At 69.5% G+C, this 23,964-nt stretch carries 26 protein-coding genes and 1 pseudogene; 11 read left to right on the plus strand and 16 right to left on the minus strand.

The annotated features are described in order from the left end of the window. Together KBZ08_RS11190 and KBZ08_RS11195 are read left to right on the plus strand one after the other, a co-directional pair. The coding region (locus tag KBZ08_RS11190) for an Ig-like domain-containing protein (RefSeq protein WP_254973006.1) at positions 1-1,523 on the plus strand (1,523 nt) is incomplete at its 5' end. Positions 1,524-1,583: 60 nt separating this feature from the next. Continuing rightward, entirely contained in the window at positions 1,584-2,102 is a 519-nt protein-coding gene (locus KBZ08_RS11195; protein WP_254973008.1) for a hypothetical protein, read from the plus strand. Between the two features lie 27 nt (positions 2,103-2,129). On the opposite strand, the gene KBZ08_RS11200 is transcribed toward KBZ08_RS11195, so the two are convergent. The 4 genes from KBZ08_RS11200 to KBZ08_RS11215 form a co-directional block, all read right to left on the minus strand. Then, complete coding sequence (locus tag KBZ08_RS11200) at positions 2,130-3,155, minus strand: hypothetical protein (RefSeq protein ID WP_106222667.1); 1,026 nt, start codon at positions 3,153-3,155, stop codon at positions 2,130-2,132. A gap of 155 nt (positions 3,156-3,310) precedes the next feature. Beyond that, entirely contained in the window at positions 3,311-3,736 is a 426-nt protein-coding gene (locus KBZ08_RS11205; protein ID WP_106222666.1) for a cupredoxin domain-containing protein, read from the minus strand. After that, the gene (locus tag KBZ08_RS11210) at positions 3,733-5,835 is read right to left on the minus strand and encodes a copper-translocating P-type ATPase (protein WP_254973010.1); all 2,103 of its coding nucleotides are present in this window, start codon (positions 5,833-5,835) and stop codon (positions 3,733-3,735) included. The genes KBZ08_RS11205 and KBZ08_RS11210 overlap by 4 nt, the downstream gene beginning before the upstream one ends. A gap of 94 nt (positions 5,836-5,929) precedes the next feature. Next, complete coding sequence (locus KBZ08_RS11215) at positions 5,930-6,118, minus strand: high light inducible protein (protein WP_245552597.1); 189 nt, start codon at positions 6,116-6,118, stop codon at positions 5,930-5,932. A gap of 416 nt (positions 6,119-6,534) precedes the next feature. Between KBZ08_RS11215 and KBZ08_RS11220 the strand changes: the two genes are divergently transcribed. Then, positions 6,535-8,736, plus strand: a complete 2,202-nt coding sequence (locus KBZ08_RS11220; RefSeq protein ID WP_254973012.1) for a glycoside hydrolase family 3 C-terminal domain-containing protein — start codon at positions 6,535-6,537, stop codon at positions 8,734-8,736. A 4-nt stretch (positions 8,737-8,740) separates the two neighbouring features. Here KBZ08_RS11220 and KBZ08_RS11225 read toward each other — a convergent pair whose 3' ends face one another. The 8 genes and pseudogenes from KBZ08_RS11225 to KBZ08_RS16535 all read right to left on the minus strand — a co-directional run. Continuing rightward, on the minus strand, positions 8,741-9,244 hold the full coding sequence (locus tag KBZ08_RS11225; RefSeq protein ID WP_254973014.1) for a hypothetical protein: 504 nt from the start codon (positions 9,242-9,244) through the stop codon (positions 8,741-8,743). Continuing rightward, the gene (locus KBZ08_RS11230) at positions 9,214-10,296 is read right to left on the minus strand and encodes a glycosyltransferase family 2 protein (protein ID WP_106222663.1); all 1,083 of its coding nucleotides are present in this window, start codon (positions 10,294-10,296) and stop codon (positions 9,214-9,216) included. Before KBZ08_RS11230 ends, KBZ08_RS11225 begins: the two co-directional genes overlap by 31 nt. Before the next feature lie 43 nt (positions 10,297-10,339). Next, the gene (locus KBZ08_RS11235) at positions 10,340-10,948 is read right to left on the minus strand and encodes a triacylglycerol lipase (protein WP_254973017.1); all 609 of its coding nucleotides are present in this window, start codon (positions 10,946-10,948) and stop codon (positions 10,340-10,342) included. Positions 10,949-10,998: 50 nt separating this feature from the next. Next, positions 10,999-11,727 carry a peptidase gene (locus KBZ08_RS11240; RefSeq protein WP_106222662.1) on the minus strand — a complete coding sequence of 243 codons (729 nt, stop codon included), beginning with the start codon at positions 11,725-11,727 and terminating at the stop codon, positions 10,999-11,001. After that, on the minus strand, positions 11,724-12,563 hold the full coding sequence (locus tag KBZ08_RS11245) for a transglutaminase family protein (RefSeq protein ID WP_254973020.1): 840 nt from the start codon (positions 12,561-12,563) through the stop codon (positions 11,724-11,726). Before KBZ08_RS11245 ends, KBZ08_RS11240 begins: the two co-directional genes overlap by 4 nt. 3 nt (positions 12,564-12,566) lie before the next feature. Further along, complete coding sequence (locus KBZ08_RS11250; protein ID WP_254973023.1) at positions 12,567-13,370, minus strand: N-formylglutamate amidohydrolase; 804 nt, start codon at positions 13,368-13,370, stop codon at positions 12,567-12,569. A 71-nt stretch (positions 13,371-13,441) separates the two neighbouring features. Next, a complete protein-coding gene (locus KBZ08_RS11255) occupies positions 13,442-14,038 on the minus strand; it encodes a transglutaminase family protein (protein WP_254973238.1) in 597 nt (198 codons plus the stop codon). A 60-nt stretch (positions 14,039-14,098) separates the two neighbouring features. Further along, a pseudogene (locus tag KBZ08_RS16535) lies at positions 14,099-14,515 on the minus strand (transglutaminase N-terminal domain-containing protein); the annotation flags it as partial. Between the two features lie 294 nt (positions 14,516-14,809). Between KBZ08_RS16535 and KBZ08_RS11265 the strand changes: the two are divergent. The 4 genes from KBZ08_RS11265 (at position 14,810) to KBZ08_RS11280 (ending at position 16,667) form a co-directional block, all read left to right on the plus strand. Next, the gene (locus tag KBZ08_RS11265; protein WP_106222659.1) at positions 14,810-15,028 is read left to right on the plus strand and encodes a CsbD family protein; all 219 of its coding nucleotides are present in this window, start codon (positions 14,810-14,812) and stop codon (positions 15,026-15,028) included. A gap of 56 nt (positions 15,029-15,084) precedes the next feature. Then, positions 15,085-15,489, plus strand: coding sequence for a heavy metal-responsive transcriptional regulator (locus tag KBZ08_RS11270; RefSeq protein ID WP_106222658.1), 405 nt, complete (start codon positions 15,085-15,087; stop codon positions 15,487-15,489). A gap of 113 nt (positions 15,490-15,602) precedes the next feature. Beyond that, positions 15,603-16,256 carry a DUF305 domain-containing protein gene (locus KBZ08_RS11275; protein WP_106222657.1) on the plus strand — a complete coding sequence of 218 codons (654 nt, stop codon included), beginning with the start codon at positions 15,603-15,605 and terminating at the stop codon, positions 16,254-16,256. An 18-nt stretch (positions 16,257-16,274) separates the two neighbouring features. After that, positions 16,275-16,667 carry a DUF302 domain-containing protein gene (locus tag KBZ08_RS11280; RefSeq protein ID WP_254973026.1) on the plus strand — a complete coding sequence of 131 codons (393 nt, stop codon included), beginning with the start codon at positions 16,275-16,277 and terminating at the stop codon, positions 16,665-16,667. Between the two features lie 39 nt (positions 16,668-16,706). Here the strand turns inward: KBZ08_RS11280 and KBZ08_RS11285 are convergent, their stop codons facing one another. Both KBZ08_RS11285 and KBZ08_RS11290 read right to left on the minus strand, forming a co-directional pair. After that, positions 16,707-17,117, minus strand: a complete 411-nt coding sequence (locus KBZ08_RS11285; RefSeq protein ID WP_254973028.1) for a hypothetical protein — start codon at positions 17,115-17,117, stop codon at positions 16,707-16,709. Positions 17,118-17,232: 115 nt separating this feature from the next. After that, positions 17,233-17,577 (minus strand): helix-turn-helix domain-containing protein, encoded by a 345-nt coding sequence (locus tag KBZ08_RS11290; protein WP_254973240.1) that lies wholly within the window; start codon positions 17,575-17,577, stop codon positions 17,233-17,235. Positions 17,578-17,668: 91 nt separating this feature from the next. Between KBZ08_RS11290 and KBZ08_RS11295 the strand changes: the two genes are divergently transcribed. The 3 genes from KBZ08_RS11295 (at position 17,669) to KBZ08_RS11305 (ending at position 19,670) form a co-directional block, all read left to right on the plus strand. Beyond that, positions 17,669-18,403: a glucose 1-dehydrogenase gene (locus KBZ08_RS11295; protein WP_254973030.1), complete on the plus strand. Its 735-nt coding sequence runs from the start codon at positions 17,669-17,671 to the stop codon at positions 18,401-18,403. A gap of 35 nt (positions 18,404-18,438) precedes the next feature. Then, positions 18,439-18,879, plus strand: coding sequence for a putative quinol monooxygenase (locus KBZ08_RS11300; protein ID WP_254973032.1), 441 nt, complete (start codon positions 18,439-18,441; stop codon positions 18,877-18,879). A 65-nt stretch (positions 18,880-18,944) separates the two neighbouring features. Continuing rightward, on the plus strand, positions 18,945-19,670 hold the full coding sequence (locus tag KBZ08_RS11305) for a DUF305 domain-containing protein (RefSeq protein ID WP_254973034.1): 726 nt from the start codon (positions 18,945-18,947) through the stop codon (positions 19,668-19,670). Positions 19,671-19,683: 13 nt separating this feature from the next. Here the strand turns inward: KBZ08_RS11305 and KBZ08_RS11310 are convergent, their stop codons facing one another. Both KBZ08_RS11310 and KBZ08_RS11315 read right to left on the minus strand, forming a co-directional pair. Further along, on the minus strand, positions 19,684-20,961 hold the full coding sequence (locus tag KBZ08_RS11310; RefSeq protein WP_254973035.1) for a di-heme oxidoredictase family protein: 1,278 nt from the start codon (positions 20,959-20,961) through the stop codon (positions 19,684-19,686). After that, positions 20,961-21,986 carry an imelysin family protein gene (locus KBZ08_RS11315; RefSeq protein WP_254973037.1) on the minus strand — a complete coding sequence of 342 codons (1,026 nt, stop codon included), beginning with the start codon at positions 21,984-21,986 and terminating at the stop codon, positions 20,961-20,963. The genes KBZ08_RS11310 and KBZ08_RS11315 overlap by 1 nt, the downstream gene beginning before the upstream one ends. 340 nt (positions 21,987-22,326) lie before the next feature. Here KBZ08_RS11315 and KBZ08_RS11320 point away from each other — a divergent pair, with 340 nt between their 5' ends. Further along, positions 22,327-23,925, plus strand: a complete 1,599-nt coding sequence (locus KBZ08_RS11320; protein ID WP_254973039.1) for an iron uptake porin — start codon at positions 22,327-22,329, stop codon at positions 23,923-23,925. The last annotated feature ends 39 nt before the right edge of the window (positions 23,926-23,964 follow it).

The following is a 23,964-nucleotide window of genomic DNA, read 5'->3' on the forward strand; positions in this document are numbered from 1 at the left end:
TCGCCGCCAACGGCTCCTATTCCTTCACTCCAGCCGCCAACTACAACGGCCCGGTTCCCCTGATCTCCTACGTCGTCACCGACGGATCCGGGGCCAACGACACCTCCACCCTTTCGATCACCGTCACGCCGGTCAACGATCCGCCGGTGGCCACCGACGACGTCTTCGGCGGGCCCATCCGACCAGCCGCCGGCACCACCGCGTCGCTCAAGGTCACCGACAACGACAGCGACCCCGATTCCCCCCTGGATCCCGCTTCGATCACGATCGCGGGCAGCGCCGGTCCCGGCCAGCCGCTGCTGGTGGCCTGGGAAGGCACCTGGAGCGTCAACAGCGCCACCCAGGAGATCAGCTTCACCCCCCAGGTCGGCTTCATCGGCGATCCCACTCCGATCCAGTACACGATCCGAGACCTGCAGGGAGCCCTCAGCAACCCGGCCACGGTGACCATCGATTACGACAACCTGGCCATCGCGCCCGCCCCTCCAGTGCCGGCACCACGGCACGTCGACCTCTACCTGCTGCTCGACAGTTCCACCTCGATGAAGGGCGGCGACCCCAGCGGTGTCTCCAGGATCGAGGCCCAGAACCGGCTGGCCTTCGAAACCCTCAAATCGGCCTTCGCCGCCGCCGGCTACGGCTACACCCTCAAGGGCAGCAGCACCTTCCAGCCCTTCCTCGATGACACGAATCTGACCAGCAGCCAGACCCTGGCCACCGACATCCTCAATTACGAACTGGTGGATGACCCCACCGATGGCAGCAGCACCAATGCCAGGTCGATCACGATCCATACCGTCGATTTCGGCTATCTCGTCACCCACAGCGAGATCACCTTCAGCGGCAGCAATCCCAACTTCGGCGAGCTGCTGGCCCGGGATGTGCTGCTCACCCAGACCCCCGACATCACCTACGGGGCCACCACCAGCCCCGACTGGATCGCCCGCGGCTTACCGGCCCCGAACAGCCTTGATGCCTACACCGCCCCCGGCACCAGCGGCAACCGCTACAGCGGCACCGAGATGCTCGGGGCCCTGGTGGCCCTCGACCGGCTGCTCGTGAAGGAGCTGCCCAACGTCGCCCTCGACACGCTCGTCTCGGTGGCGATGATCACCGATGGCCGGCCCGAACGGCGCCCCTGGTGGGACAACCGCCCCGACCTCGGCCAGGGCTGGACTGGCACCAACGTCGCCCTGCCCACCAGTTCCTGGCTGGATGGGGATCCGATCCTCAGTTCGGGGCTGCGCTACACCAGCAGCGGCACCCCGATCCGGGTGCCGACGGCCGCGGGGGTCGACATCTGGGCCCAGGCCCAGGCCTCCCTCAACAACACCCTGGACACCGTGGCCGCCAGGGCGGGTGCCAGCAACGTGAACGTGCTGGCGATCGGCATGGGCGACGGGGGGATCTCCAACTGGAACGCCATCTACACCGACCTGTTCACCAACCAGACCTTTGATGCCAGCCGCAGCTGGAACTACCAGTTCTCCACCTCCGGCCAGCTGCCGCAGCTCTCGGGGTGAGGCGCCATTGCGCCGCTGCCGGCGTTCACGGCAGGCTGGAAGCCATTCGTCCCGATGGCCATGACCCGCGAGCACGATCCCTTTCGCATTCCCCGTGCCGGCTGGGAAGCGGCCCCCCTGGCGGGGCTGGCCTCGGTGGATCTGAATCGCAACGGCGGTGCCGTCAGCGGCGGTGAATTCGTCTCGGAATCCACCGTCGGTGGGATCCTGCTCTTCGCCACCTACCAGGCCCTGCTGAGCGCCCTGCGCACCGAAGCGCTGCGCCGGCGGGGCGAGATCGACCGGCTCACCCAGGTCAGGCTGGTGCTGGCCACGAGCCTGGAATCCGCCCGCACCGGAGTGGCCGTGGGGGCCGTGCTCTCGGTGGTGCTGCTGGTCTTCCCCTGGCTGGCGGCACCGATGGCCGTGCTGGGGGCAGTGGGCACGGCCAAGGCCTCCCTGGACCTGTTCCATGCCTTCTGGGATGGCCTTGACGCCGAGCAGAAGCTGCAGGTGACGATCGCCGCCCACGAGGCGGGTGTGAACCTGCGCCGGTTCTTCAGCAACGGCGGCGAGGGTCTGGGACCGGTCGCGGGCTGATCGGCCCCTCCCTCCGTGACCCCTGACTCAGCGGCCGCCGCCGAACAGCTGCTGCAGCAGCCCGCCAAGGGCCTGCCCCAGGGCTTCGCTGTCGCCGCCCTGGACCACCTGCCCATTGGCATCCACGGGCTGGAGGGCCTGGTTGAGCTGGGCCGTGGTGGCCGTCGTCGTGCTGCGGAAGCCCAGGTTGAAGACGCTGGCCCAGCCCAGCTGGATGTCGGAGCGGTACTGGTCGGCGTTGACCCTGGACTGCACGGCGGCCGCTGAGCCGTTGGGCATCTGGATGCTCCACGGACCGTTGCCCTGGGCGGTGAATCGGAGCGTGCGCAGCGGGTTGGAGGCCGGCAGCCTGTCAAAGGTGAAGGCCAGGGTCTTGGAGCCGTTGCTGTTGTTCTGGAGGATCTCGTAGCGGCAGGTGCCGTTGTAGATGGAGATGCCGGCGTTGGTCCAGGCGCAGGTGCCGCTCTGGCGGGTGCGGGTGAACGGCGGCTGGAAGCCGGTGGTGGGGAGCTGACCATTGGTCGTGGCGCCGCCCGGCCCCCAGGTGGAGCCGGCCCCGCCGATCACCGTGCCCTGGCCGCCCGGGGTGCCGGCGGCGGCGCCGAACACCCAGGGGTTCAGCCGGGGGTCGAAGCGGGTGCGCTGACGGTTGGTCCAGCAGCCGCGCAGGTTGAAATTGCAGTAGCGGCCGTCGGCGAAGGTGACGTCGACGATGGGATTGCTGACCAGATTGTTCTCCAGGGTGCGGCGCGCCCGGCGTCCGAATTCCCGTTCCGTTTCGGCCAGGGCCGCGCCGCTGGCGTTGAAGCAGACGCTCACGGAACTGTCGCAGATCACCCCCTGCACCGGAAAGGACAGGGCCCTGTTGCCGGGCTGGCCGTAACCGGGCCCCCCGGAGCCGCCCCCGCCCCCCCAGGGCGTGGTCTGCACCGGGGTCTGCTGGTTCGGCGCCCCCCAGGGGTTGCCCTGGGCCCGGGCCTGCGGCGCCACCACAGCCAGGGCGACGAACAGCAGGGAGGCCTGGCTGAGATGTCCGCTGAAACGTCTGTTCATCAAACCTGTAACTCGCTCGTAGGCACTGGAATCAACGATACCAGGATTGGTCTTTCGAACCCTTTTTCTCTGGCCATCTGCAGCATCCAAGCAGAGGAATTGTCAAGGTTGGTGATCACAAGCCAGCTCGAAAGCCTCTCTCCAGCCTTTCCCCATCACTCCGCCTCCAGGCTGCCGCGCACCATGGCCATGCCGCAGTGGAACGGGTAGGAACCCGGCCGCTCGGGCCGCAGTTCGATGCTGGTGGTGGCCCCCAGGGGCAGGTCGAGGCTGCGCTGGAAATCCGGGAAGATCACCCGGGCCACGCAGCCGCTGGGATCGGTGCGGTGAAACAGCAGGCGCACCGGCCGGCCAGCCTTCACCCGGATGCGGGAGGGCAGATAGCCGCCCTGAACCGTGATCGTGATCTCCTGCATTCCCTGCTCCCCTTCGTCGGCCGCCACCCCGGCGCCATGGGGGCCAAGGAACCACCACAGCTCCGCCGCGATCAGGGCCAGCCCGGCCGCCGCCACTAGCACCTGCAGGGCCAGTGGCTGGGGGATCGATCGCCACAGCGGGGCGGCCGCCTCGTGGGGTGTCATGCTCCGGCCCCCGAGGGGCGCAGGCGGGGGCGGAAGCGACGCAGCCGCAGGGCGTTGCTCACCACCGACACCGAACTGAAGGCCATGGCTGCCCCCGCCAGCATCGGGTTCAGCAGCCAGCCGGTGAGCGGGAACAGCAGACCGGCGGCGATCGGGATCCCCGCCACGTTGTAGGCGAAGGCGAAGAAGAGGTTCTGGCGGATGGTGGCCATGGTGCGGCGGCTGAGCTCGATCGCGGCCGGCACGCCACCGAGGTGACCCGAGAGCACGGTGATGTCGCTGGCGGCAATGGCCACATCGGTGCCCGTGCCCATGGCGATGCCCACAGCCGCCCGGGCCAGGGCCGGGGCGTCATTGAGGCCGTCCCCCACCATCGCCACCGGGCCCTGCCCCTGCTCCTGCAGCTGCTGCACCACCGCCGCCTTGTCGCCGGGGCGCACTTCGGCGATCACCCGCACGATGCCCACATCGGCCGCCACCACCTCGCTGGTGCGGCGGGCGTCGCCACTGAGCAGCACCACCTCCAGCCCCAGGCGCCGCAGGGCGGCGACGGCGGCATGGGCCTCGGGCTTGATCGGATCGGCGATGCCGAAGCAGGCCTCGATCCGGCCGTCCACCGCCACGGCCGCCACGCTGCGGGCGGCCCGCTCCAGCCGCGCCACCACCGGATCCAGGGTGGTGGTGTCCAGGCCCGAACGCTGCAGCCAGCGGGGGCTGCCCACCCGCACCTCCTGGCCGGCCACGCTGGCCAGCACGCCGGACCCCGTCCTGGCCTCGAAGAACTGCACCGCGGGGAGCTTGCCGTCGCCGCAGCGGCGGGAGGCGTAGGCGACGATCGCCTCGGCCAGGGGATGCTCCGAGCGTGACTCGACGGCCGCCACCAGGGCCAGGAGGCTTTGGGCGGGATGTCGGCCGCCGTGGAGCCGCTCGAAGTCGGTCACCTCCGGCTGGCCCATGGTCAGGGTGCCGGTCTTGTCGAGCACGATGGTGCGCAGCCCTCCGGCGGTTTCCAGTGCCTCGGCGCTGCGGAAGATCAGGCCGTTCTCGGCCCCCTTGCCGGAGGCCACCATGATCGCCGTGGGCGTGGCCAGGCCCAGGGCGCAGGGGCAGGCAATCACCAGCACGCTGACCAGAAACAGCGTCGAGAGCACCACATTGCCGCTGACGAGGAACCAGACCACGAAGGTGGCGATGGCGATGGCGATGACCACCGGCACGAACCAGCCCACCACCTGATCCGCCAGGCGCTGCACCCGGGTGCGGGAGCTCTGGGCCTGGCGCACCAGCTCCACAATGCGGGCCAGCATCGTGTCCTCACCCACCCGGGTGACGCGGAAGGTGAAGCTGCCGCTGCGGTTCATGGCGGCGCCGATCACCCCGTCGCCGGGGCCCTTGGCCACCGGGGTGGGCTCGCCGGTGAGCATCGACTCCTCCACCCAGGAGCTGCCCTCCACCACCACCCCGTCAAGGGGCAGCGTCTCCCCGGGCCGCACCTGCACCAGCTCACCCACCGCCACCGTGGAGACGGGGACCTCGGTGGCGATCCCCTCCCGCAGCACCCGGGCCGTGGGGGGCTGGAGCTGGAGCAGCCGTCGGATCGCCTCGGAGGTCTGGCCGCGGGCCCGGGCTTCCAGCAGCCGGCCCAGCAGCACCAGGGTGAGGATCACCGCGGCGGTTTCGTAGTAGACGTCGGCCGGGAGACCCTCGGCGGTGAGCACCCCGGGAAAGGCGGTGGCCACCAGCGAGGCCAGCCAGGCGATGCCGGTGCCGGCGGCCACCAGGGTGTTCATGTCGGCGCCGTGGCGGCGCAGGGACGACCAGGCGCCACTGAAGAACTCCCGCCCGCACCAGAACAGCACCGGCGTGCTCAGCGCGAGCTGGGTCCAGGGGCTGGTGAACCAGTCCGGCAGCCACTTGAGGTGGACCCCGAGCATGTGGGGCAGGGTGGCCACCACCACAAGCCCCGTGAGCACGGCCGCCACCGACAGGCGGCGGCGCAGCACGGTGAGCTCATGGGCCAGCTCCCTTTCCATCCCCGTCGTGGCAGCGGCCGCCGGTTCGGCGGCGCAGCAGGGGGAGCCCAGGGTGGAGATGCTCATCGGGACGGACCGGGCCGGGACCTTGGCCTTCACCGTATGGGCTCCCCTGGGCTGGAGAGTCAAGCCTTGGGGCCATCCAGCCTCGCCGGCGGGTTCAACCCTGGGGCAGCAGAGCCCCGAGCCCCATCTGCCCCAGGATCCCCGAGCCGGTGAGGGCCTCGATGGTCAGACCGATGCCGAAACCGAGCATGGCCAGCCGGCCGTTCAGCCGCTCGGCGCGGCCGTGGAAACCCCAGCCGCTCTCGCTGCCAGGGCTGGCCAGGTACATGCGTGGCTCGATCACCCGAGGATCGAGGAGCCGGGACGCTTCGGAATCCCAACGTGCGCCTTCAGATTCCGCGAAGTGGTTGACATGGAGCTTTTTCGGAATCCTTACAGGAATGGGCATGGTGATATCTCGTATTGGAATGGTTTTGGTGTGGGTTGGAGGCTGAGGCAGGTTGTCAGCGCTGTCGACTCTGGCCTGATCCGTAATGACCAGAGACCTCCTTCCTTTCCACAACCTAGGGAGAACGTCATGGTATCAATCAGCTGCAGCCGGTTGATTCTGCCCTGGGGCGGATGACCCACCCTTCCGATCAATCAGACGCAGCAGATGCGGGCCAATCAGGGTGAAACCCGTACGCCACCCAAGCTGTGCCGCGATCCACACATCGCGACGGAAATCTCGTCAGCCAGCCCCGCCCCTAGGCTGGATCCGTGCCCACCTGCCCCGACTGGAGTCGCCTGGAGACGCAGGCCCGGACCCAGCTGCAGCGGCTCAGCCTGGGTGAGAAGCTCGCCATGCTCGACGGCGACACGCCGTTCTGGGGGGGGCTGGCGGCCATCGCCTTCCACGACGCCGCCCACCGCCGCCCCTGGCCGGCCGGGGTGGTGGAGCGCCTGGGCATCGACGGGCTGCACTTCGTCGACGGCCCCCGCGGGGTGGTGCTGGAGGGCGGCGCCACCACCTTCCCGGCCCCCATCGGCCGCGGGGCCAGCTGGGACGTCGATCTGGAGGAGCGCATCGGCGAGGCCATGGGGGCCGAGGCCCGCAGCTTCGGGGCCAACCTGTTCGGTGGCATCTGCGTGAATCTGCTGCGGCATCCGGGCTGGGGCCGGGCCCAGGAGACCTACGGCGAGGACCCTGTGCACGTGGGCGCCATGGGGGCGGCGGCGACCCGCGGCGTGCGGCGCCATGCCATCGCCTGCCTCAAGCATTTTGCGCTCAACTCGATCGACAGTGCCCGGTTCCGGGTCGATGTGAGCGCCGGCGAGCGGGTGCTGCAGGAGCTCTACCTGCCCCAGTTCCGCGATGGCGTGGAGGCCGGCGCCCTGGCGGTGATGAGCGCCTACAACAGCGTCAACGGGGCCTGGTGCGGCCAGCATCCCCACCTGCTGCGGGAGATCCTCAAGGACCGCTGGGGCTTCCGCGGCTTCGTGCTTACCGATTTCATCTTCGGCCTGCGCGACGGCGTGGCGGCCCTCCAGGCCGGCCAGGACCTGGAGATGCCGTTCCGGATGATCTTCGCGGCCACGCTTCCGGAGGCGGTGGCGGCAGGGCGGGTGCCGGAGACCCTGATCGATGCGGCGGTGCTGCGTATGCTGCTGGCCCAGGCCACCATTCCCACCGGCGCCTATCCGGTGACGCTGCGCGGCTGCCGCGCCCACCGGCAGCTGGCGCGGGCGGCCGCCGCCGGCTCGATCGTGCTGCTTCGGAACGACGGCGATGTGCTGCCCCTGAAGGGCATCGCATCGCTGGCGGTGATCGGCCCCCTGGCGGACACCGTCAACCTGGGGGACCGGGGATCCTCCGACACCCGGCCGACGCCGGGGTCGGTGCTGACGCCCCTGGCCGGCCTGCGGGCGGCGGCGCCGGAGCTGTGCCTGCACCACGACCACGGCGGTGATCCGGCCCGGGCCGCGGCCCTGGCGGCCCGCAGTGAGGCGGCCCTGGTGGTGGTGGGCCTGGACTGGCGCCACGAGGGGGAGCACATCCACCCGGGCGACCTGGCTCCGATCCTGCGCCAGGCGCCGCCCCCCGCCTGGCTGCTGCGCCTCTGCGGCCGGCGCCGGCTGCTGCCGATCTGGACGGCGGTGGCGGCCATGGTCGCCGGGGTGACGCGCTTCGGCACGGCCCGGGCCGGCGGTTCCTTCGCCTCCGGCGATCGCACGGTGCTGGAGCTGCCGCCAGCGCAGGAGGCCCTGATCCTGGCGGTCGCCGCCGCCAACCCACGCACGGTGGTGGTGCTGATGGGGGGTGGGGCGATCCTGTGCGAGGCCTGGCGGCAGCGGGTGCCGGGCCTGCTGCTGCTCTGGTATCCCGGTGAGCAGGGCGGCGCGGCCCTCGCCGACGTGCTGCTGGGTCGGATCTCCCCGTCGGGGCGGATGCCCTTTTCGGTGCCCACCGAGGCCGGCCACCTGCCGCCGTTCGATCCCCGGGCCCGGCACATCACCTACGACCTCTGGCACGGCTACCGGCGGCTGGCCCGCAGCAAGCAGCCGGCGGCCTTCCCCTTCGGCTTCGGGCTCTCCTACAGCTGCTTCAGCCACACCGACCCAGAACTGGCGTGGCTCCCCACCCCGGCGGGGGACGAGGGGGCGGTGGAGCTGGCCGTCACGGTGACGAACACCGGCACGGTGGAGGCCGCCGAGGTGGTGCAGGTCTATCTCGAGCCGCCCGGGGAGGCCGTAGAGCGGCCGCGGCGCACCCTGGTGGGCTTCGCCCGGGTGTGCCTGGCGGCGGATGCGAGCCGACGGGTGGCGGTGGAGATACCCCTGAGGCGTCTCGCCTGGTTCGATCAGAGGCGTGACGCCTTCATGCTGGAGAGCGGCCGGCACCGGCTTTTGGTGGCCCGCCACGCCGAGGACGGCGGGATCGGCGTGGACCTTGACCTGGTGGGTGGGGTGGTCGGGCGGTAGGGCATCAGCGGCCAGAAGAATCCCGACCCCGCATGGTCAGCAGCAGAGGCTGAAGCCTCAGACGGTTGTAACGCTGAAGCCAGAGGCAGGGAAGGTTGAACAGGGTCGCAAAGACCAGGTTGATCAGCACACCGGCAGGCGGCAGCCAGAGGGCCGTCACGATCCAGAAAGGCCAGATGGCCAGGTGCACCAGTTCGGCTCGCCTGGTCTCCTCAACGAGGCGCTGCAAGGTGGCAGGGTCCCGGCTGACCAGGCTGTTCTTGCGCACCCCTCCCGGCAGGGCGGCGCCGGCATCCGGAAGCAGGGACTTCCAGCGCAGGATCCCCAGATGCCGCTCATACGCCTCTTTCGTCTCCGGCCAGGGGCGCGACCTGGTGAGCCAGCTATCGCCCACCAGGGCCTCCCTGGGCAGGCCGTGGGCCAGCCCACCGATCAGCACCGACCACAGCAGCCAGCCCAGGGCACAGGCCAGCGCCGCTACCGCGTTGGAAACTGCCGGCCCTTCCATTCGATCGTGCCCCGCTTGAGATTCAGGATCGCCAGAACAAACACCGCCAGGAAAAAAAGAACGGGAATCGGAAACACCAGGCAGATCCAGGCGAAGTTCCCCACCCGCCTGGTGAGAGCCACCAGCTGCACGGCAAAGGCGAGGTAGAGCAGCAGGTTGGGAAGAATGGCAGGCTGACCCATCAGTGGCCACCCCAGCAGGGACGCCGGCAGGCACCAGGCGGCCCAGAACAGGCCGGAGATCCAGAGCAGCACCGCCAGCATCCAGGCCCATCGCACCTCCCCGGCTGCGGTAGCGAAATTTTTGGCAAAGCCCGTCACCATGTCGTGAAACCCGCCGGGATACATGCGGTATTCGATCAGTCCGTCGCCGATGTAGGCACTCACCGGCAGACCGGCCTTCTCGTACAGATGGCCCATGAACCAGTCCTCCACCACCTTGCCGGCGACGGCCTCATGGCCACCGACCCGCTCGTAGTCGACACGGCTGGTGGCCATGGCCGGACCGAAGGCCACGCCGCAGCCCTGCCCCATGGGCACCGCCATCAGCCCCACGAGGCTGAACAGGATCGAGAGCTGCTCATAGGCCTTTTCGGTGCGATGGAACGGCTGCACTGACACAAGACCGCCCAGTTGCTGCTGGGCGGCCACCAGCCGAGCCAGAAACGCGGGATGGGGCTCGGTGTCGGCATCGAGGAAAACGAGGATCTCACCCTTGCTGGCCCGGGCGCCATGGTGCAGTGCCCAGGTCTTGCCGCACCATCCGTGCGCCAGAGGAGGCGGTTGCATCACTCTCGCCCCGGAGGCCGCCGCAATCGCCGCGGTGCGATCGCTGGAGTGATCGTCGATCACGATCACTTCCAGGGGCGTGAAGGTCTGCGCCTGGAGAGCCGGCAGAAGATTCGGGAGGGTGCCTTCCTCATCGCGCGCAGGAATCAGCACGGAAACCGAAGGACGTCCCTGGAGCTCGGCCACGGGAAGCCGGAACAGCCTCAGACAGAGCGCCCAGCCCAGCAGCCAGCGCACCACCAGGGAAATGGCGACAAGGTCCATCGGATGTCGCCGGATTGAGAAGACACGACAAGATAAACGGCAATCAGCCTGGAAGACCCGGACCCGGTCCCCCCGGACCCGGTCCCCCCGGATCCGATCGCAGCAATTCGTCCACCAAAGCCCGCAGGGCGGCCGGGTGGGTCATGAGCTGGTGGTGGTACCGCACCGGCAGGCAGCGGCCCGGGCCGATCGGCAGCACGGCACGCCAGGCCGGCATCACCATCAGATCCGGATGGCAGTAGAAGCTGCAGCACTCCACCGGCTCCAGGGTGTCCAGGTGGCTGTTGAGCCGCACCAGCAGGGGACTGCCCGCCTTCAGGTCGGCGATGCCGGCCAGCGGCCAGCTGGGCCAGGGACCGGCGGTGAGGGTGCCCTGCTGCGGACTGCCCACGCTGATCAGCCGCCGCGTGCGCCGGTGACCGCCCCGCAGCTGGATCCAGGTGCGGGCGATCACCCCGCCCATGGAAAAGCCCAGCAGATCGATGGGCTGCCGGGTGCCGAAGGCCGCTTCGATGTGGAGGCCCAGCAGGTCGGCCTGTTCCTCGATCGGCGTGAGCCCGAAGCGATGGGGCAGATGGGGCATCAGCAGGGGACCACGGCGCCCCGCCAGCTGGCGCTGCAGGGGGCCGAACAGGCGGGGGGTGTCCCACATCCCATGGATCAGCACCAGCGGTGGGGAATCGGCCGCGGGGCCGGGCCCGCCTACCAGACCAGTTCCGGCAGCTCCCGGAACACCTTGCGCACCCCCACGCTCCACTCGGCGCTGAGGTCCTTGAAGTAGGCGTCCCCCTCACTGAAGCGGCGACGGTGCTGGATCTCGAAGCGGTCCTTCTCGTAGACGAGCAGGTCGATCGGCATCCCCACCGAGAGGTTGCTGCGCATGGTCGAGTCAAAGGACACCAGCACGCACTTGGAGGCCTCCGCCAGCGTCGTGTCGGTATGGATGACCCGGTCGATGATCGGCTTGCCGTACTTCGCCTCCCCCGTCTGCAGGAACGGGGTGTCCTCGCCGGCTTCGATGAAGTTGCCCTCCGCGTACATGCGGAACAGCCGCGGCGCCTCGCCCCTGATCTGGCCGCCCACGAGGAAGGAGGCATTGAAGCTGGAGCCGGAGGCCTTCAGGTAGGGGCCGTCGCGCTGCTCGATCGCCCGCACCGCATCCGACACCAGCACCATGACATCGAACATGGTCCGGGCCGTCCACACCGTGGGCTCCCCGTCACCCGCCTCGGCCCGCTGGCGCAGCAGACCGATCACCGCCTGGGTGCCGGCCAGGCTGCCGGAGCTGAGCAGGACGAGCACCCGGTCGCCGCGGCGCTCGAACACGGTCATCTTGCAGAAGCTGGCGAAATCGTCGAGCCCCGCATTGGTGCGGGAATCGGAGGCGAACACCATGCCGCTCTCCAGGAGCACGGCCACGCAGTAAGTCATGCCGTCCACACCTGGAACGACACCAGCTCCGACGGGCCGAAGCTGGTGGTGAGGGCCACGTCGGCGGCATCCCGGCCCCGCGCCATCAGGATCCGGCCGATGCGGGGGGTGTTGTTGCGCGGGTCGAACACGTGCCAGCCGTCGCCGAGGTAAGCCTCGAACCAGGCATGGAAGTCCATGGCCGTGTGGGGCGGCGGCACCTCGATATCACTCAGATAACCGGTGCAGTATCGCGCCGGGATGTTCATGCAGCGGCAGAGGGCGATGGCCAGGTGGGCGAAGTCCCGGCACACCCCCTCCTGGCTCTCGAAGGTCTGGAGGGCCGACTTCGTCGGGCTGGAGCGGCCGTAGTCGAAGCGCACGTGCTGATGGACGAAATCGCAGATCGCCTGCACCCGCCCCCAGCCGCCCGGGACCGCCTCGAACCGTGACCAGGCGAGGGGCGACAGCAGATCGGACTCGCAGAAGCGGCTGGCCAACAGAAACAGCAGGGTCTCCTCCGGCAGTTCCTCCACCGGCTGCTGCGTCAGCCAGGGCAGCACCGGATCGGGCCGACCGGAATCGGCCACCACCCCATGGCCGTGCAGCCGCAGCTCGCCGGCCGGCGCCACCAGTCGCTGGCAGTGGTTGCCGAAGGAGTCCACATACGGGCGCAGCGGCACCGGCGGATCTACCTGGAGCAGGTCGGGCTGCAGCAGATCGCCGGCCCGGCTGGCGTGCACCCCGAGGGTCACGATCAGGGGTGTCGGGGCGCCGAAGCGGAGCACCACATCGAATCCCAGCTGGATCTCGATCGGGTGAAGCGGTGGCGCCGGTGGGCTCGGTGATGTGTCCATGGCTCACCCTATGGAGGCCGGCCCCCCCGGGTGCGACGGGAACCCCTCCGCCAGGGCGTCCTCCAGCACCCCGGCCAGTCGCTGCGCCCAGGCCTGGCGGCCACTTTCGCTGGCCAGCAGGTCCTGGCGCACCTCCAGCTCCACATGGGGAATCCGCCGCCTCTCTCCGTGCACCAGGAGGGTGTGGTCGCTGGCGTCACTGACGGCATAGGGCTGGTTGTCCCCCACCCGCAGCCCCGGCTCTCGCTGGAGGCCCTGACGCACCCGCCTGGCCAGACGGCCGTCCCGGCCATGGAGCACGCCCACGTGCCAGGGACGCACGTCCTCGCCGAGCACCGGCGTGAAGCTGTGCAGGGTGACCAGGACGCTGGGCTGACGGCGCGCCGTGCGGGCGTCCAGTTCGGCGGCGATCCGGTGGTGGTAAGAGTGGAACAGTTCCACCAGCCGTTGCTGCCGGCCGTTTGGGGACAGGTGGATGTTGGCTTCGATGGCCGTCTGCTCGCAGTGGCTGACGATCGAATCCGGCGCCCCCGGAGGCCGGTTGGCATCGATCACCAGCCGTGAGTAGTTGTGCAGGATCAGGAACGCATCGAGCCGCTGCGCCAGCAGCAGGCCCAGGCCCTCCACCCCCAGATCGCAGGCCCCGTGGGTGGCGAGCAGGCGGGCGTCCAGGCCCAGGGTGCCGAGCCTGGCGGGGATGGCGCGGCCGGCATGGTCGGCCGTGAGCAGCACCGGCGAACGCCCGGCGGGATTGGCGATCCGGAACACGGCAGGATCGGCGGCCCCCAGAAGGGATTCGTGGCGCACGCTGTCGACCTCTCCCGAGGAGCCCGGGTCTCGTCCAGCCTGGCGCGGGCCGGACGGCGACGCGGACCGGCTCAGAGACCCGGGGCCGGTCCCACCTGGAGCTCCGTCACCCACACCCCCACCTCCATGGCCCCGAGCGGGGCGCCTCGGAAGGAGCCGGCGATGGGCGGGATCGCCTCGGGCCGGCGGGCCACCGCGACGGGGATGTGGGTGTCCCCGACCAGGGCGCCCAGGGTCGGGTCAAACCCCTTCCAGCCGGCACCCGGAAGAAACACCTCGGCCCAGGCATGGGTGCTGCCGGATTCCTCGGGTCGCTGTGACGTGAAGCTGTAGCCACTGACGAAACGGGCGGCAAAGCCGAGGACCCTGGCCGCCTCCATGAACAGAAAGGCAATGTCACGACACGATCCGCAGCCGAGAGACAGGGTGTCGGCGGCACTTTGCACACCGGGTTCGTCCCGCTGGCGGTAGGTGACCAGCTGGTGAACGGAGCGATTGAGACGTTTGAGCAGGGCATAGCTCTCGATCGCCTCCCCCGGCTGCCAGACCGTGGCGACCCACCGGGCCAGGGAACAAACGGACGGGGCCGCTGCCTGGGCAGGAGCGGCATCGCGATAGGCGTCGAGGAGGGGCCGATCGTTGGGGGCATAGCGAAACGGGTACGCCACCGCGTCAACCTCGACCAGGAAGTCCAGCGGCACCCGGTCGTAATGCTGGATGACGAGACTGCTTTCGATCCGCAACCTGTCGGTGGTGCCATGGAACGAGGCCGTGGCCAGACAGTTGTCCTCGACATCACGGTGCCAGCGAAGAGTGGCCGCTGGTTGGATCGTCAGGGTGGACGTTTCGATACGGACATCATGCCCCTCCCGCGGACGAAGACGAAGGATATGGGCACCGAGTTGCACGGCACCCGTATAGGTGTAGGTGGTAAGGTGAAGGATCCTGAAGCGTCTCATCGGTTCCCTTTCCTGACAGGCGACTGGGCCCAAAAGCCCGCCCGATCCCCGAACCAGGCCACGCAGGCGGCAGGTCCCCATCCTGATGGAACCGAGGTGTCTTCCGGGACCTCGGACAGCCGAACCGAATGAGGCGTTGATGCCGTGACACCGCTGCAGGCGGATGCAGAGGGCCGCTGAATGCATCCCTGGCGCCCATCCTGATGATCCGCCGGATTCGCTTGCCGGCACTCCTTTGTGCGGGGATGGGAAGACAGCACCGCTGCGACATCAACACCCACATCCCGCCAGGATGAGTAGGTTGAAGGGGCAGGATCCGTCGACGTCGAGCTCACTGAACATCGCCGCTCTGTGTCTTCAGGGCTGAACCCGCGGAGACCCTCTTCACAGAGAATCCCTGATCTCGTTCATCTCCGGCCATGGGCACCGAGACCGCCCCGACGACCTGCATCGTGCCGCCATCCCAACGCTGAGCGAACCATGTCGAACAAAGCCGATGCTGCCGCCAAGGATGCCGAGGGCAAGCTGGAATCGGCCCTGGGGGAACTGACAGGGGACACGGGCCACCAGGTCAAGGGCAAGGCCAAGCAGGTCCAGGCCTCGGTCATGAATGCGGCCGAGGATCTCAAGGACAGCGCCAGGTCCATGGCCAAGCAGGTCAGTGAGGCCGCCGCCCGCCTGGCCGACGACAAGGGCTGAGCGGCCCCGGGCGGGGGCCCCGTCTAGACTCTCCCTCACGATGGAGAGTTGGAGCCATGCAGGCCATCGGCATGAAGATCGGCCTGCTGGCCCGCCGCAGCGGGATGACCGTCAAGACCCTGCGGTACTACGAGGATCTGGGACTGCTGCCGGCGATCGGCCGCAGCGAGGGCGGCTACCGCCTGTTCGCCGAGGAGAGCCTGCAGCGGCTGGAGTTCATCCGCCGCCTCAAGACCCTGGGCCTCAGCCTGGAGGAGATCCAGGGCTGTCTGGCGGTTCACGACGCCGGTGAACTGCCCTGCGGCGACATCCAGAAGCAGCTGGAACGCCAGATTGAGCGGATCGATGGCCAGATCCAGGAGCTGCGCCAGCTCAGGACGGAACTGCAGGGATTGCTGGCCGGCTGGCAGAGCCATCCGCCCAAGGACAGCGACGTGATCTGCCCGAACCTTCGCGTCTGAGAGCCGGGGTGGCGCCGTCCGCCCGCTGGCCGGTGAAGCCCTGAGTCGGATTCGCTTCAGCGCCCCCTTCCCTGCCCATGCTGAAAGCAGGACCCAGACATGGAGACGCTCCGATGGACCCTGCCCGCTCCCCATCCCGCCGCACCCAGCCGGCGGCCCGTCACGTTGCCGCCGCTGGACTCGGTGCGTTGATCCTGGCCCTGGGGGCTCCGGCGTTCCCGGCCCCCCCGGCCTCGGTGGTGCCGCCGGCAGGCGGACTCGGGCAGGGGGCCCGGCCGTCGATGGATCAGCACTTCATCGTGATGATGATCCCGCATCATGACGGCGCCATCGCCATGGCGGACCTGGCCCTGAGCCGGGCGAAGCGACCGGAGATCAGGGCTCTGGCCGTCACGATCAAGGCCAGCCAGAGCCAGGAGAACGCCCAGATGCGGGCCTGGTACCGCGACTGGTTCGGCGGCTCCGTGCCGGCATGGGGCGGAGCGATGGGCCATGGCGGAGGCATGGGAATGATGGCCATGGGTGGCATGGGCATGGGGGGCACGGGCACCGATATCGCCTGGCTGAAGAACGCCCCTGAGTTCGATCGCGCCTTCATCCAGCAGATGATTCCCCACCACCGCATGGGCGTGATGATGGCCTCGATGGCCCAGACAGGCAGCCAGCATCCCCAGTTGCAGGCCCTGCAGCAGGCGATGGTGAAGGCCCAGAGCGAGGAGATCGAGCAGATGGCCGGGTGGTACCGGAGCTGGTATGGGACGCCCTGAACCCGCGAGGCCCCATCCATGGATCCGTTCTTCATCCTCGACTCCACGAAATCCTTCGAGGAGGCCTGCGCGTCCCTGCTGCAGGCGGTGCCGGACCACGGCTTCGGTGTGCTCGCCATGCATGACCTGGGCCAGACGCTGCGCAGTAAGAGCCTGGCCTTCCCTGAGGAATGCCGCATCTTCGAGGTCTGCGATCCCCTGCAGGCCGCTGCGGTGCTCGCCACCACGATGGCGCTCAACATGGCCCTGCCCTGCCGGATCTCGGTCTACACCGAAGCCGGCCGGACCCGCATCGGCATGCTCCGCCCCGGGGTGATGCTGGCGGGCCTGTCCAGTGATCCGTCCCTGCAGGCGGTGGCCCGGGCGGTGGAAGCCACCACCACGGCGATCATCGAGGCGGCTGCGGCCTGATCAGGGTCTGGGCGGCACCGTGTGGCGGCAGCCCGTTGATCAACGGAGCTGGGGACACTCCTGATCCCGCGACGGCATCACCAGCCCATCGGCTTGCCGGGCCAGCTTGGCTCCAGCCGCCGTATAGAACCTGAACTGCTGGCGGTTGACGTAGAGAACCGGCTGGCTGCGCAGCAGCTGTTCTTCCGCCTTGTGGCGGCAGTCGATCAGGGCCTGGTAGTCGATGGCTTGCCCGTTGCGGTCGTTGGCATTGGCCCCATCGGCCTGCTGGCTGAGGGCCGGGCAGATCCGTTCACGGATGGTTCGAACCAGGGCGATTTCGGCCTTCATGGCCTGCTCGGCCAGGGCATGGCGCTGATCCAGCAGGTTCCGGCACGCCTCCCCTTCAGCCGCCATCGCCGGAGCTGCCAGCCACCACCCGCTCAGCGAGAGGGCCAGAACATGGCGCATCCACGAATCTGTTCGTGGCCTGCAGCTGCCATCGGCAGGACTCTTCTGAACCTGTTGCATCAGACGATTGTCCTGGGGGCCGGAACCCCTGGAAGGCGGCACCGACCCAGACAGGTCAGTCGCGGCGACCCTGACGCACCCCGTGCTGCTGCCCCCAGGCACAGAGCGACTGAATCACCGGGATCAGGGTGCGGCCATAGTCGCTGAAGCTGTAGCTCACCTGGGGCGGTCGGGTCGGCGTCACTTCCCGTTCCACCAGCCCATCACGCTCCAGGTCGCGCAGGCGCTGGGTCAGCAGCTTGTCGCTGATCTCCGGGATGACGCGACGCAGATCGCCATAACGCTGGGGGCCCTGCCGCAGCTGCCAGAGGATCGGCAACGTCCACTTCCCCTCCAGCACCTGGAGGGCGGCGCGCACGAAAGCGGTGGCTTCGATGGGATCCGCCTCCGTGGTCGGCACCAACGCACCTGCCGGTAAGTCCTTCCGTTCCAGGGCCGGCGGCCATAGGTTGCTGGCCCATTCTTGTCCTCGCCGAAGGGCCCTGCCGACGATGACGCGACTGCAAGGCAAGGTGGCCCTGGTCACAGGCGGATCCCGCGGCATCGGCCGGGCCATCGCCGAACGGCTGGGGCGCGATGGCGCCGATGTGGCCCTCACCTACGCCGGCAACCGCGACAAAGCGGAAGCCGTGGCCGACACGATCCGCGCCGGTGGTGTGCGGGCCCTGGCGCTGGCGTCCGATCTGCGCGACGTGAGCCAGACCCGGGCCCTGTTCGCCGCCGTGCTCGAGCAGTTCGGCCGCCTCGACATCGTCGTCAACAACGCCGGGATCTCGGTGTTCAAACCCACCACCGACATCGACGAAGCGGACTACGACCGGGTGATGGACACCAATGCCCGCGGCACCTTCTTCGCCCTCCAGGAGGCGGCCCGCCATGTGGCCGACGGCGGCCGGATCATCAACCTGGCCAGCGGCGCCACCCGCCAGGCCCTGCCGGCGGCGGGGGTCTATGCCGCCAGCAAGGCGGCGGTGGAGCAGTTCGGCATGGCCCTGGCCAAGGAACTCGGACCCCGAGGCATCACCGTCAACCAGATCGGCCCCGGGGTCACCGACACCGACGGACTGATCATGCCGGCCGAGGCCCTGGCCCATCTGATCGCCTCCACGCCCCTGGGGCGCCTCGGCCAGCCCGCCGATCTGGCGGATGTGGTGGCCTTTCTGGCCTCCGATGACGCCCGCTGGGTGAACGGCCAGACCCTCCAGGTGAACGGCGGCATCCTCTGAGCCAGTCCTCTGAACCTTCCCCGTGCGCCCCCTCCATGAGTGAATCTCCCGCCTGCGCCGTCAACGGCTTTCCCGTCAACACGATCCGGGTCGGCGACGGGATCGTGCTGATCAATGTGTTTCACCTGGATCCGGATCGGGCCGAGGCCTTCGTGGCCACCCAGGTGGGCGAATACAAGCGCCTGCAGGGCGTTTTTCCAGGCAGCCTCAGCGCCAATCTGCACCTCAGCCTCGATCGCACCCGGGCCGTCAACTACGCCCACTTCAGCTCCGTGGCGGCCTATCTGGCGATGCGAGACAGCCCTGCCTTCGCGGAGCACCTTGAGCGGCTCAGAGGGCTGGTGCTCAAGGCCGAGCCCCAGCTGTACACCGTGGCCTACACCCAGAACGCCAGCCAACCCGTCTCCGAGACACCCCTGGCGCCCCTGGGAGATCCGGCCCTGGCGCCGCGGCTCGGGCCGGTGCCACTGGCCTGACCGCCGGTGCCCTTGACTCTCCAGCCAAGTGGAGACCATACGGTGAGGCTTCCTCCCAAGCCCCCATGTCCCACAGCCGCTTCTCCCCCGCCTTGCTCGGGACTTTCTGTGCTCTGAGCCTGACGGTCCCAGCCCTGGCGCAGGACCACGGCGGCATGAACCACGACCATCACCAGCACCATCACCCCGCACCGGCCGGCGCTCCCCCGGCCGGAGGTCAGGCCCACACCGCCCACGCCCACGACGTGGGCCCCGCCGGAGCCACCTACGACCTGCGCTTCATCGACGGGATGGTGCAGCACCACACCGGCGCCCTGCGAATGAGCGAGTTCGTCTTCGGCATCGGGGCGCCCGGGGTGGGGGCTCTGGGCAAGGCGATCTGGCGCGACCAGGCCAACGAGATCCGGGCCCTGGGGCTGTGGCGCAAGGCCTGGTACCCCCAGGCTCCCGTGTATCCGGTGGCCCTGGCCAGCGGCGGCGATCCCAACAGCCTGGGGGGCCTCACCCGCATGGGCCAGACCCAGATCGACGGCATGCGGATGATGGGTGAGGCGCCCACCCCCGACAACCGTGTCGTCTGGTTCCTGGAGGGGATGCTCCATCACCACGGCGGGGCGCTGATCATGGCCCACGACGCCCTGGCCAAAAGCACCAACCCCACCATCCGGCGCTTCGCCCGTGGGGTGATCGTGGCCCAGCGCGCCGAGATCATCGAACTGCGGCGGATGCTGGCGGTCGAAGGCCTGCGCAAACCGGAGTACGGCCGCTACGACGCCCTGTTCGCCCTCTGAGGCTGGCGGAGATTCAGAGCTGCTGCAACCAGTCCAGCAATGAGCGGCGCTGCAGCGGGGCCAGGGCCGTGAAGCGCTCCCGGGCGGCGGCCGCCTCCCCCCCATGCCAGAGGATCGCCTCTTCGATGGTGCGGGCCCGGCCGTCGTGGAGGAACCCCACCGACCCATTCACCCGCTGGGCCAGACCCAGGCCCCACAGCGGCGCCGTGCGCCATTCCTGCCCCGGTGCCCCCTTTTCGGCCACCCCGTCGTCGAGGCCGGGGCCCATGTCGTGCAGCAGCAGATCGGTATAGGGCCAGATCGGCTGGCCGTTGATCGCCCCGGCCACCGCCCCGGGGGAACGGCCGGTGGTCAGCCGGGGGACATGGCAACGGGCGCACTGCAGGGTCCCGAACAGTTCCCGGCCCCGTCGCACCACCGGGCTTGTGGCCGGCAGGGCGGTGCGCGGGGCGCCCAGGGTCTGGCTGTAGTAGGTCACCAGCTCCAGCTCGCGGGTGCCGATGTCCCCCGGGCTGGTCAGGCCCATGTCGTTGAGGAAGGCGGCAGCGGTCTGGTCGCGCACCGTGGCGGCGCCCGCTTTCCAGCCGAAACGCCCCAGCCGCGGCGTCCCCTTCCCCTCCTCCAGCCAGTGGGGCCGGCCCGAGATGCCGTCACCGTCGCGGTCGTCGGGATCGGCGTGCGCCAGGATCGCCTCCTCCGGCACCGCCTCCAGCAGGCCCAGGCCGATCAGGGGCGGCGCCACCCGCAGGGAGCGGGCCACCGACCGCTCAGACAGGTCGAGGGACCCGTCACGCTCCAGCCGGATCTCCGGCCGGCGCCGGCCCTCCCGCTCCAGCCAGGCCACCGTCACGGCCGCATCCGGCCGGGCGCCGAAAACAGCGCGGTCCCGCACCTGGTGGCCGAGGCCCGGCACCGGCTGCCCGTTCCGCAGCGCCACCCGCACCAGGGATTCCCCCATCAGGGGCCGGCCCCGGCCGTTGCGCACATGGCAGGCGATGCAGGAGGCGGCATTGAAGCGGGGACCCAGACCCGCCCCGGCGGGGCCCTCCAGGGGCACATGGGTGCGATCGAAGAGAACGTCGGCCACCTGGTGGCGCTCCAGCTCCGCCGGAGTGAGACCGGCGGCGGGTTGCTCGAAGGAGGCCGAGGTGCGGTTGGCCACCGTCATCGCGCCGGCGGCCTGGCGGGGATCGGCGGCTCCCCACACCTGCCGCAGTCCGAGCCCGAGCACCACGGCCAGTGCCAGCAGCGCCAGCAGGACGCGCCGCAGAACGCGGGAGGGACGGGCCATCAGGACAGCAGCGGCACCGAGCGCTCCACCAGCTTCGCCGTGCTGTGCAGCTGGCTGATGAGCGCCTCCATCGCCTGGCGGGCGGTGGGATCGGAGAGGGCGCCATTGAGGGGGTCGGGCAACCCCTTGGCCATCGCCACCGCCGCGGCGCTCTCGCGGTCGATCTGGCGGGCCAGGTCGGGATCGCGGCTGCCGATCAGGTCCACCAGACCGGTGGCCATCAACACCCGGCGGGCCCCTTCCACATTGGCCACCAGATCCGCCTGGGTGTTGCCGCTGTCGGCACTCTCGAGGGTGCGGGGATCGCGGGTTTTCAACGGTTGGCCGAGTTTCTCGTCGCCCCCTTCCTGCAGCAGACCGATGACCCCCTGCAGCATCTCCTGCACGGCGGCGCCGGCTTCCCCGGGGCTGCTGAACCGGGCGCCGAAGCCCTCAGGACCCGACCAGCTGGCCAGCAACCCGGCCGCCTGACGGTGCAGATCATCGGCCGCGAGGCGCAGGTAGGCGCGTTCACCCGGGGTGAGCTGGGCCGCGGTGGGCGGTGTGCCGGTGCGGCCGCCGTAGAGCACCCACTCGATGCCGTGGAAACCCTTGGCGGTCTCGCTGAGGGCGGCGAAGGTGTCGGGACCGAAGCGTTGGCGGCCCAGCGCGGTGGCCAGGTCCTTGCCGTTGACGGGCCAGTCGTCCATGGCCCCGTCGAAGCCGTTGGTCTCGGCAGGGCCGAAGGCCCAGCTTTCACTGGTCTCCCAGGTCCGCCGCGCCGCCAGCCAGGCCTGACGGGTGGCCGCGAGCTGCGCATCGGAAGGGTTCTCGCTGAGGCGCTGGATCGCCTCCTGCAGGGCCGCCGTCTGCGCCACCAGCTGGGTGTAGTTCGGCAGGACCACCCTCTCCACGAAGGACTGGGCCACGGCCCGCTCCGTCGGCGCCGCCGTACCGGGACGGGGGCCACAGGCGGAGAGGGCCAGACCCAGGCAGAGCGGCAGGCCCAGGGCCAGGGCTGGGCGCCAGCGGCAGGTCGGTGCCATGGGCAGGAAGGGGCGGCTGCTGTCACTGTCCCCCCGGCGCGCCGCAGAGCCTGACGCGAGGGGACCACGGCGCGTGCCCGTTGGCACCGCCCCTTGTTCCTTTGGTGGTGGCCTTCCCCAGCAGCGCCTGAACAGGATGGGGCGGATGGCGACGGCGCCCCCTGCCGGCGGGAGAACCGGTCCAGGGCAAGGGAGCTATTGCTGATAACTATTATCGTTCTCAGGTCTTTCCTGTTCAGGCGCACCTCTGCTGGAGGGTTCCTTCCCGCTCTCCAGCCCGCGTTCCGGCGCCGGCCCGATCGGCGCCCCTTCCCTTTCCTCTGTCAACTCTTCCACCTCCATGGGCCTTCCCCTGCGTCACCTGATTCCCGCCGCCACCGCCGGCCTGCTGGCCCCCCTGGCCCCGCTCGCGGCCAGCGCCGGCGAGCTGAACCTGGAGGCCGTCAACCGCTACGCCAGGAGTGCGACGGGACAGAGCCAGGAGCAGGTCACCAGCATCAACCAGTTTTCCGACGTCAAGCCCACCGACTGGGCCTACCAGGCGCTCTCGAACCTGATCGAGCGCTACGGCTGCGTCGCCGGCTACCCGAACGGCACCTACAAGGGCGGCCAGGCCATGACCCGCTATGAAGCGGCGGCCCTGCTGAACGCCTGCCTCGACCGGATCACCGAGGTGACCGACGAGCTCAAGCGCCTGATGGCCGAGTTCGAGAAGGAACTCGCCGTGCTGCGCGGCCGGGTGGATGGCCTGGAGGCCAAGGTGGGCGAGCTCGAAGCCACCCAGTTCTCCACCACCACCAAGCTGAGCGGCCAGGCCACCTTCGTCATCGGTGCCAATGCGTTCTCGGGCAGTGACACCCTCAACGTCGATGCCGCCCGGGCCGCCGTGGGGGCCACCACCTTCAGCTACGACATCCAGCTGAGCTTCGACACGAGCTTCACCGGCAAGGACCTGCTGCGCACGATCCTGCGGGCCGGCAACTTCGCCGATTCCGCCTTCGGCGGCGCCGGCCCCACCGGTGGGCTCTCCACCCTGGAGGCGGCGTTCCAGGAGGACTGCGGCATCGGCGTCGACTGCGGCGACGTGGTGGCGATCGACAAGATCTTCTACCAGTTCCCGATCGGCAGCCAGTTCACCGCCACCTTCGGGGGCCGCGTCGGCCAGGAGGACATGCTCGCCCTCTGGCCGAGCGCCTACCCCTCCGACACCATCCTCAACCTGTTCACCCTCAACGGCGCCCCGGCGGCCTACAACAAGAACCTCGGACCCGGCGCCGGTCTGTGGTGGCAGCAGGGCGGCTTCAGCATCAGCGCCAACTACGTGGCCGCCAATGGTGATGTGGGGGATCCCAACATCGGCGGCATCGGCACCGTGGCGTCAGCCGGCACCGGCACGGTCCAGATCGCCTATGCCAGGGAGCAGTGGGGGCTGGCGGCGATCTACTCCCGCATCCAGTCGGGCGTGGGGGTGCCGGGCACCACCCCCTTCACCGGCCTCACCTATGAGGCCAACCCCAACAGCCGCACCGATGCCTTCGGCGTCAGCGGCTACTGGCAGCCGGCCAACTCCGGCTGGATTCCCTCCATCAGCCTGGGGTGGGGCATCAACGGCACCAGCTACGACACCGCCCAGGCTCCCGGGGCCCTGCGCACCAGCCAGTCGTGGATGGTGGGCCTGCAGTGGGACGACGCCTTCGTCAAGGGCAATGCCCTCGGCATGGCGGTGGGCCAGCCCGTCTTCGCCACGGCCCTGGCCGACGGCCAGACGCCCCAGGACGGCAACTTCGCCTGGGAGTGGTGGTACAAGTGGCAGGTCACCGACAACATCAGCGTCACCCCGGCGCTCTTCTACCTCAGCCGGCCCCTGGGGCAGTTCACCACCCCCGACACCAGCTTCCGGCAGCTGGGTGGCCTGGTGAAGACCACCTTCCGCTTCTGATCCCGGCCCACGGGAACGGATGATGAGGGAGACCTGGAT

It is taken from the genome of Cyanobium sp. Candia 9D4, from assembly GCF_024346155.1.
Classification (GTDB): Bacteria; Cyanobacteriota; Cyanobacteriia; order PCC-6307; family Cyanobiaceae; genus Cyanobium; species Cyanobium minutissimum.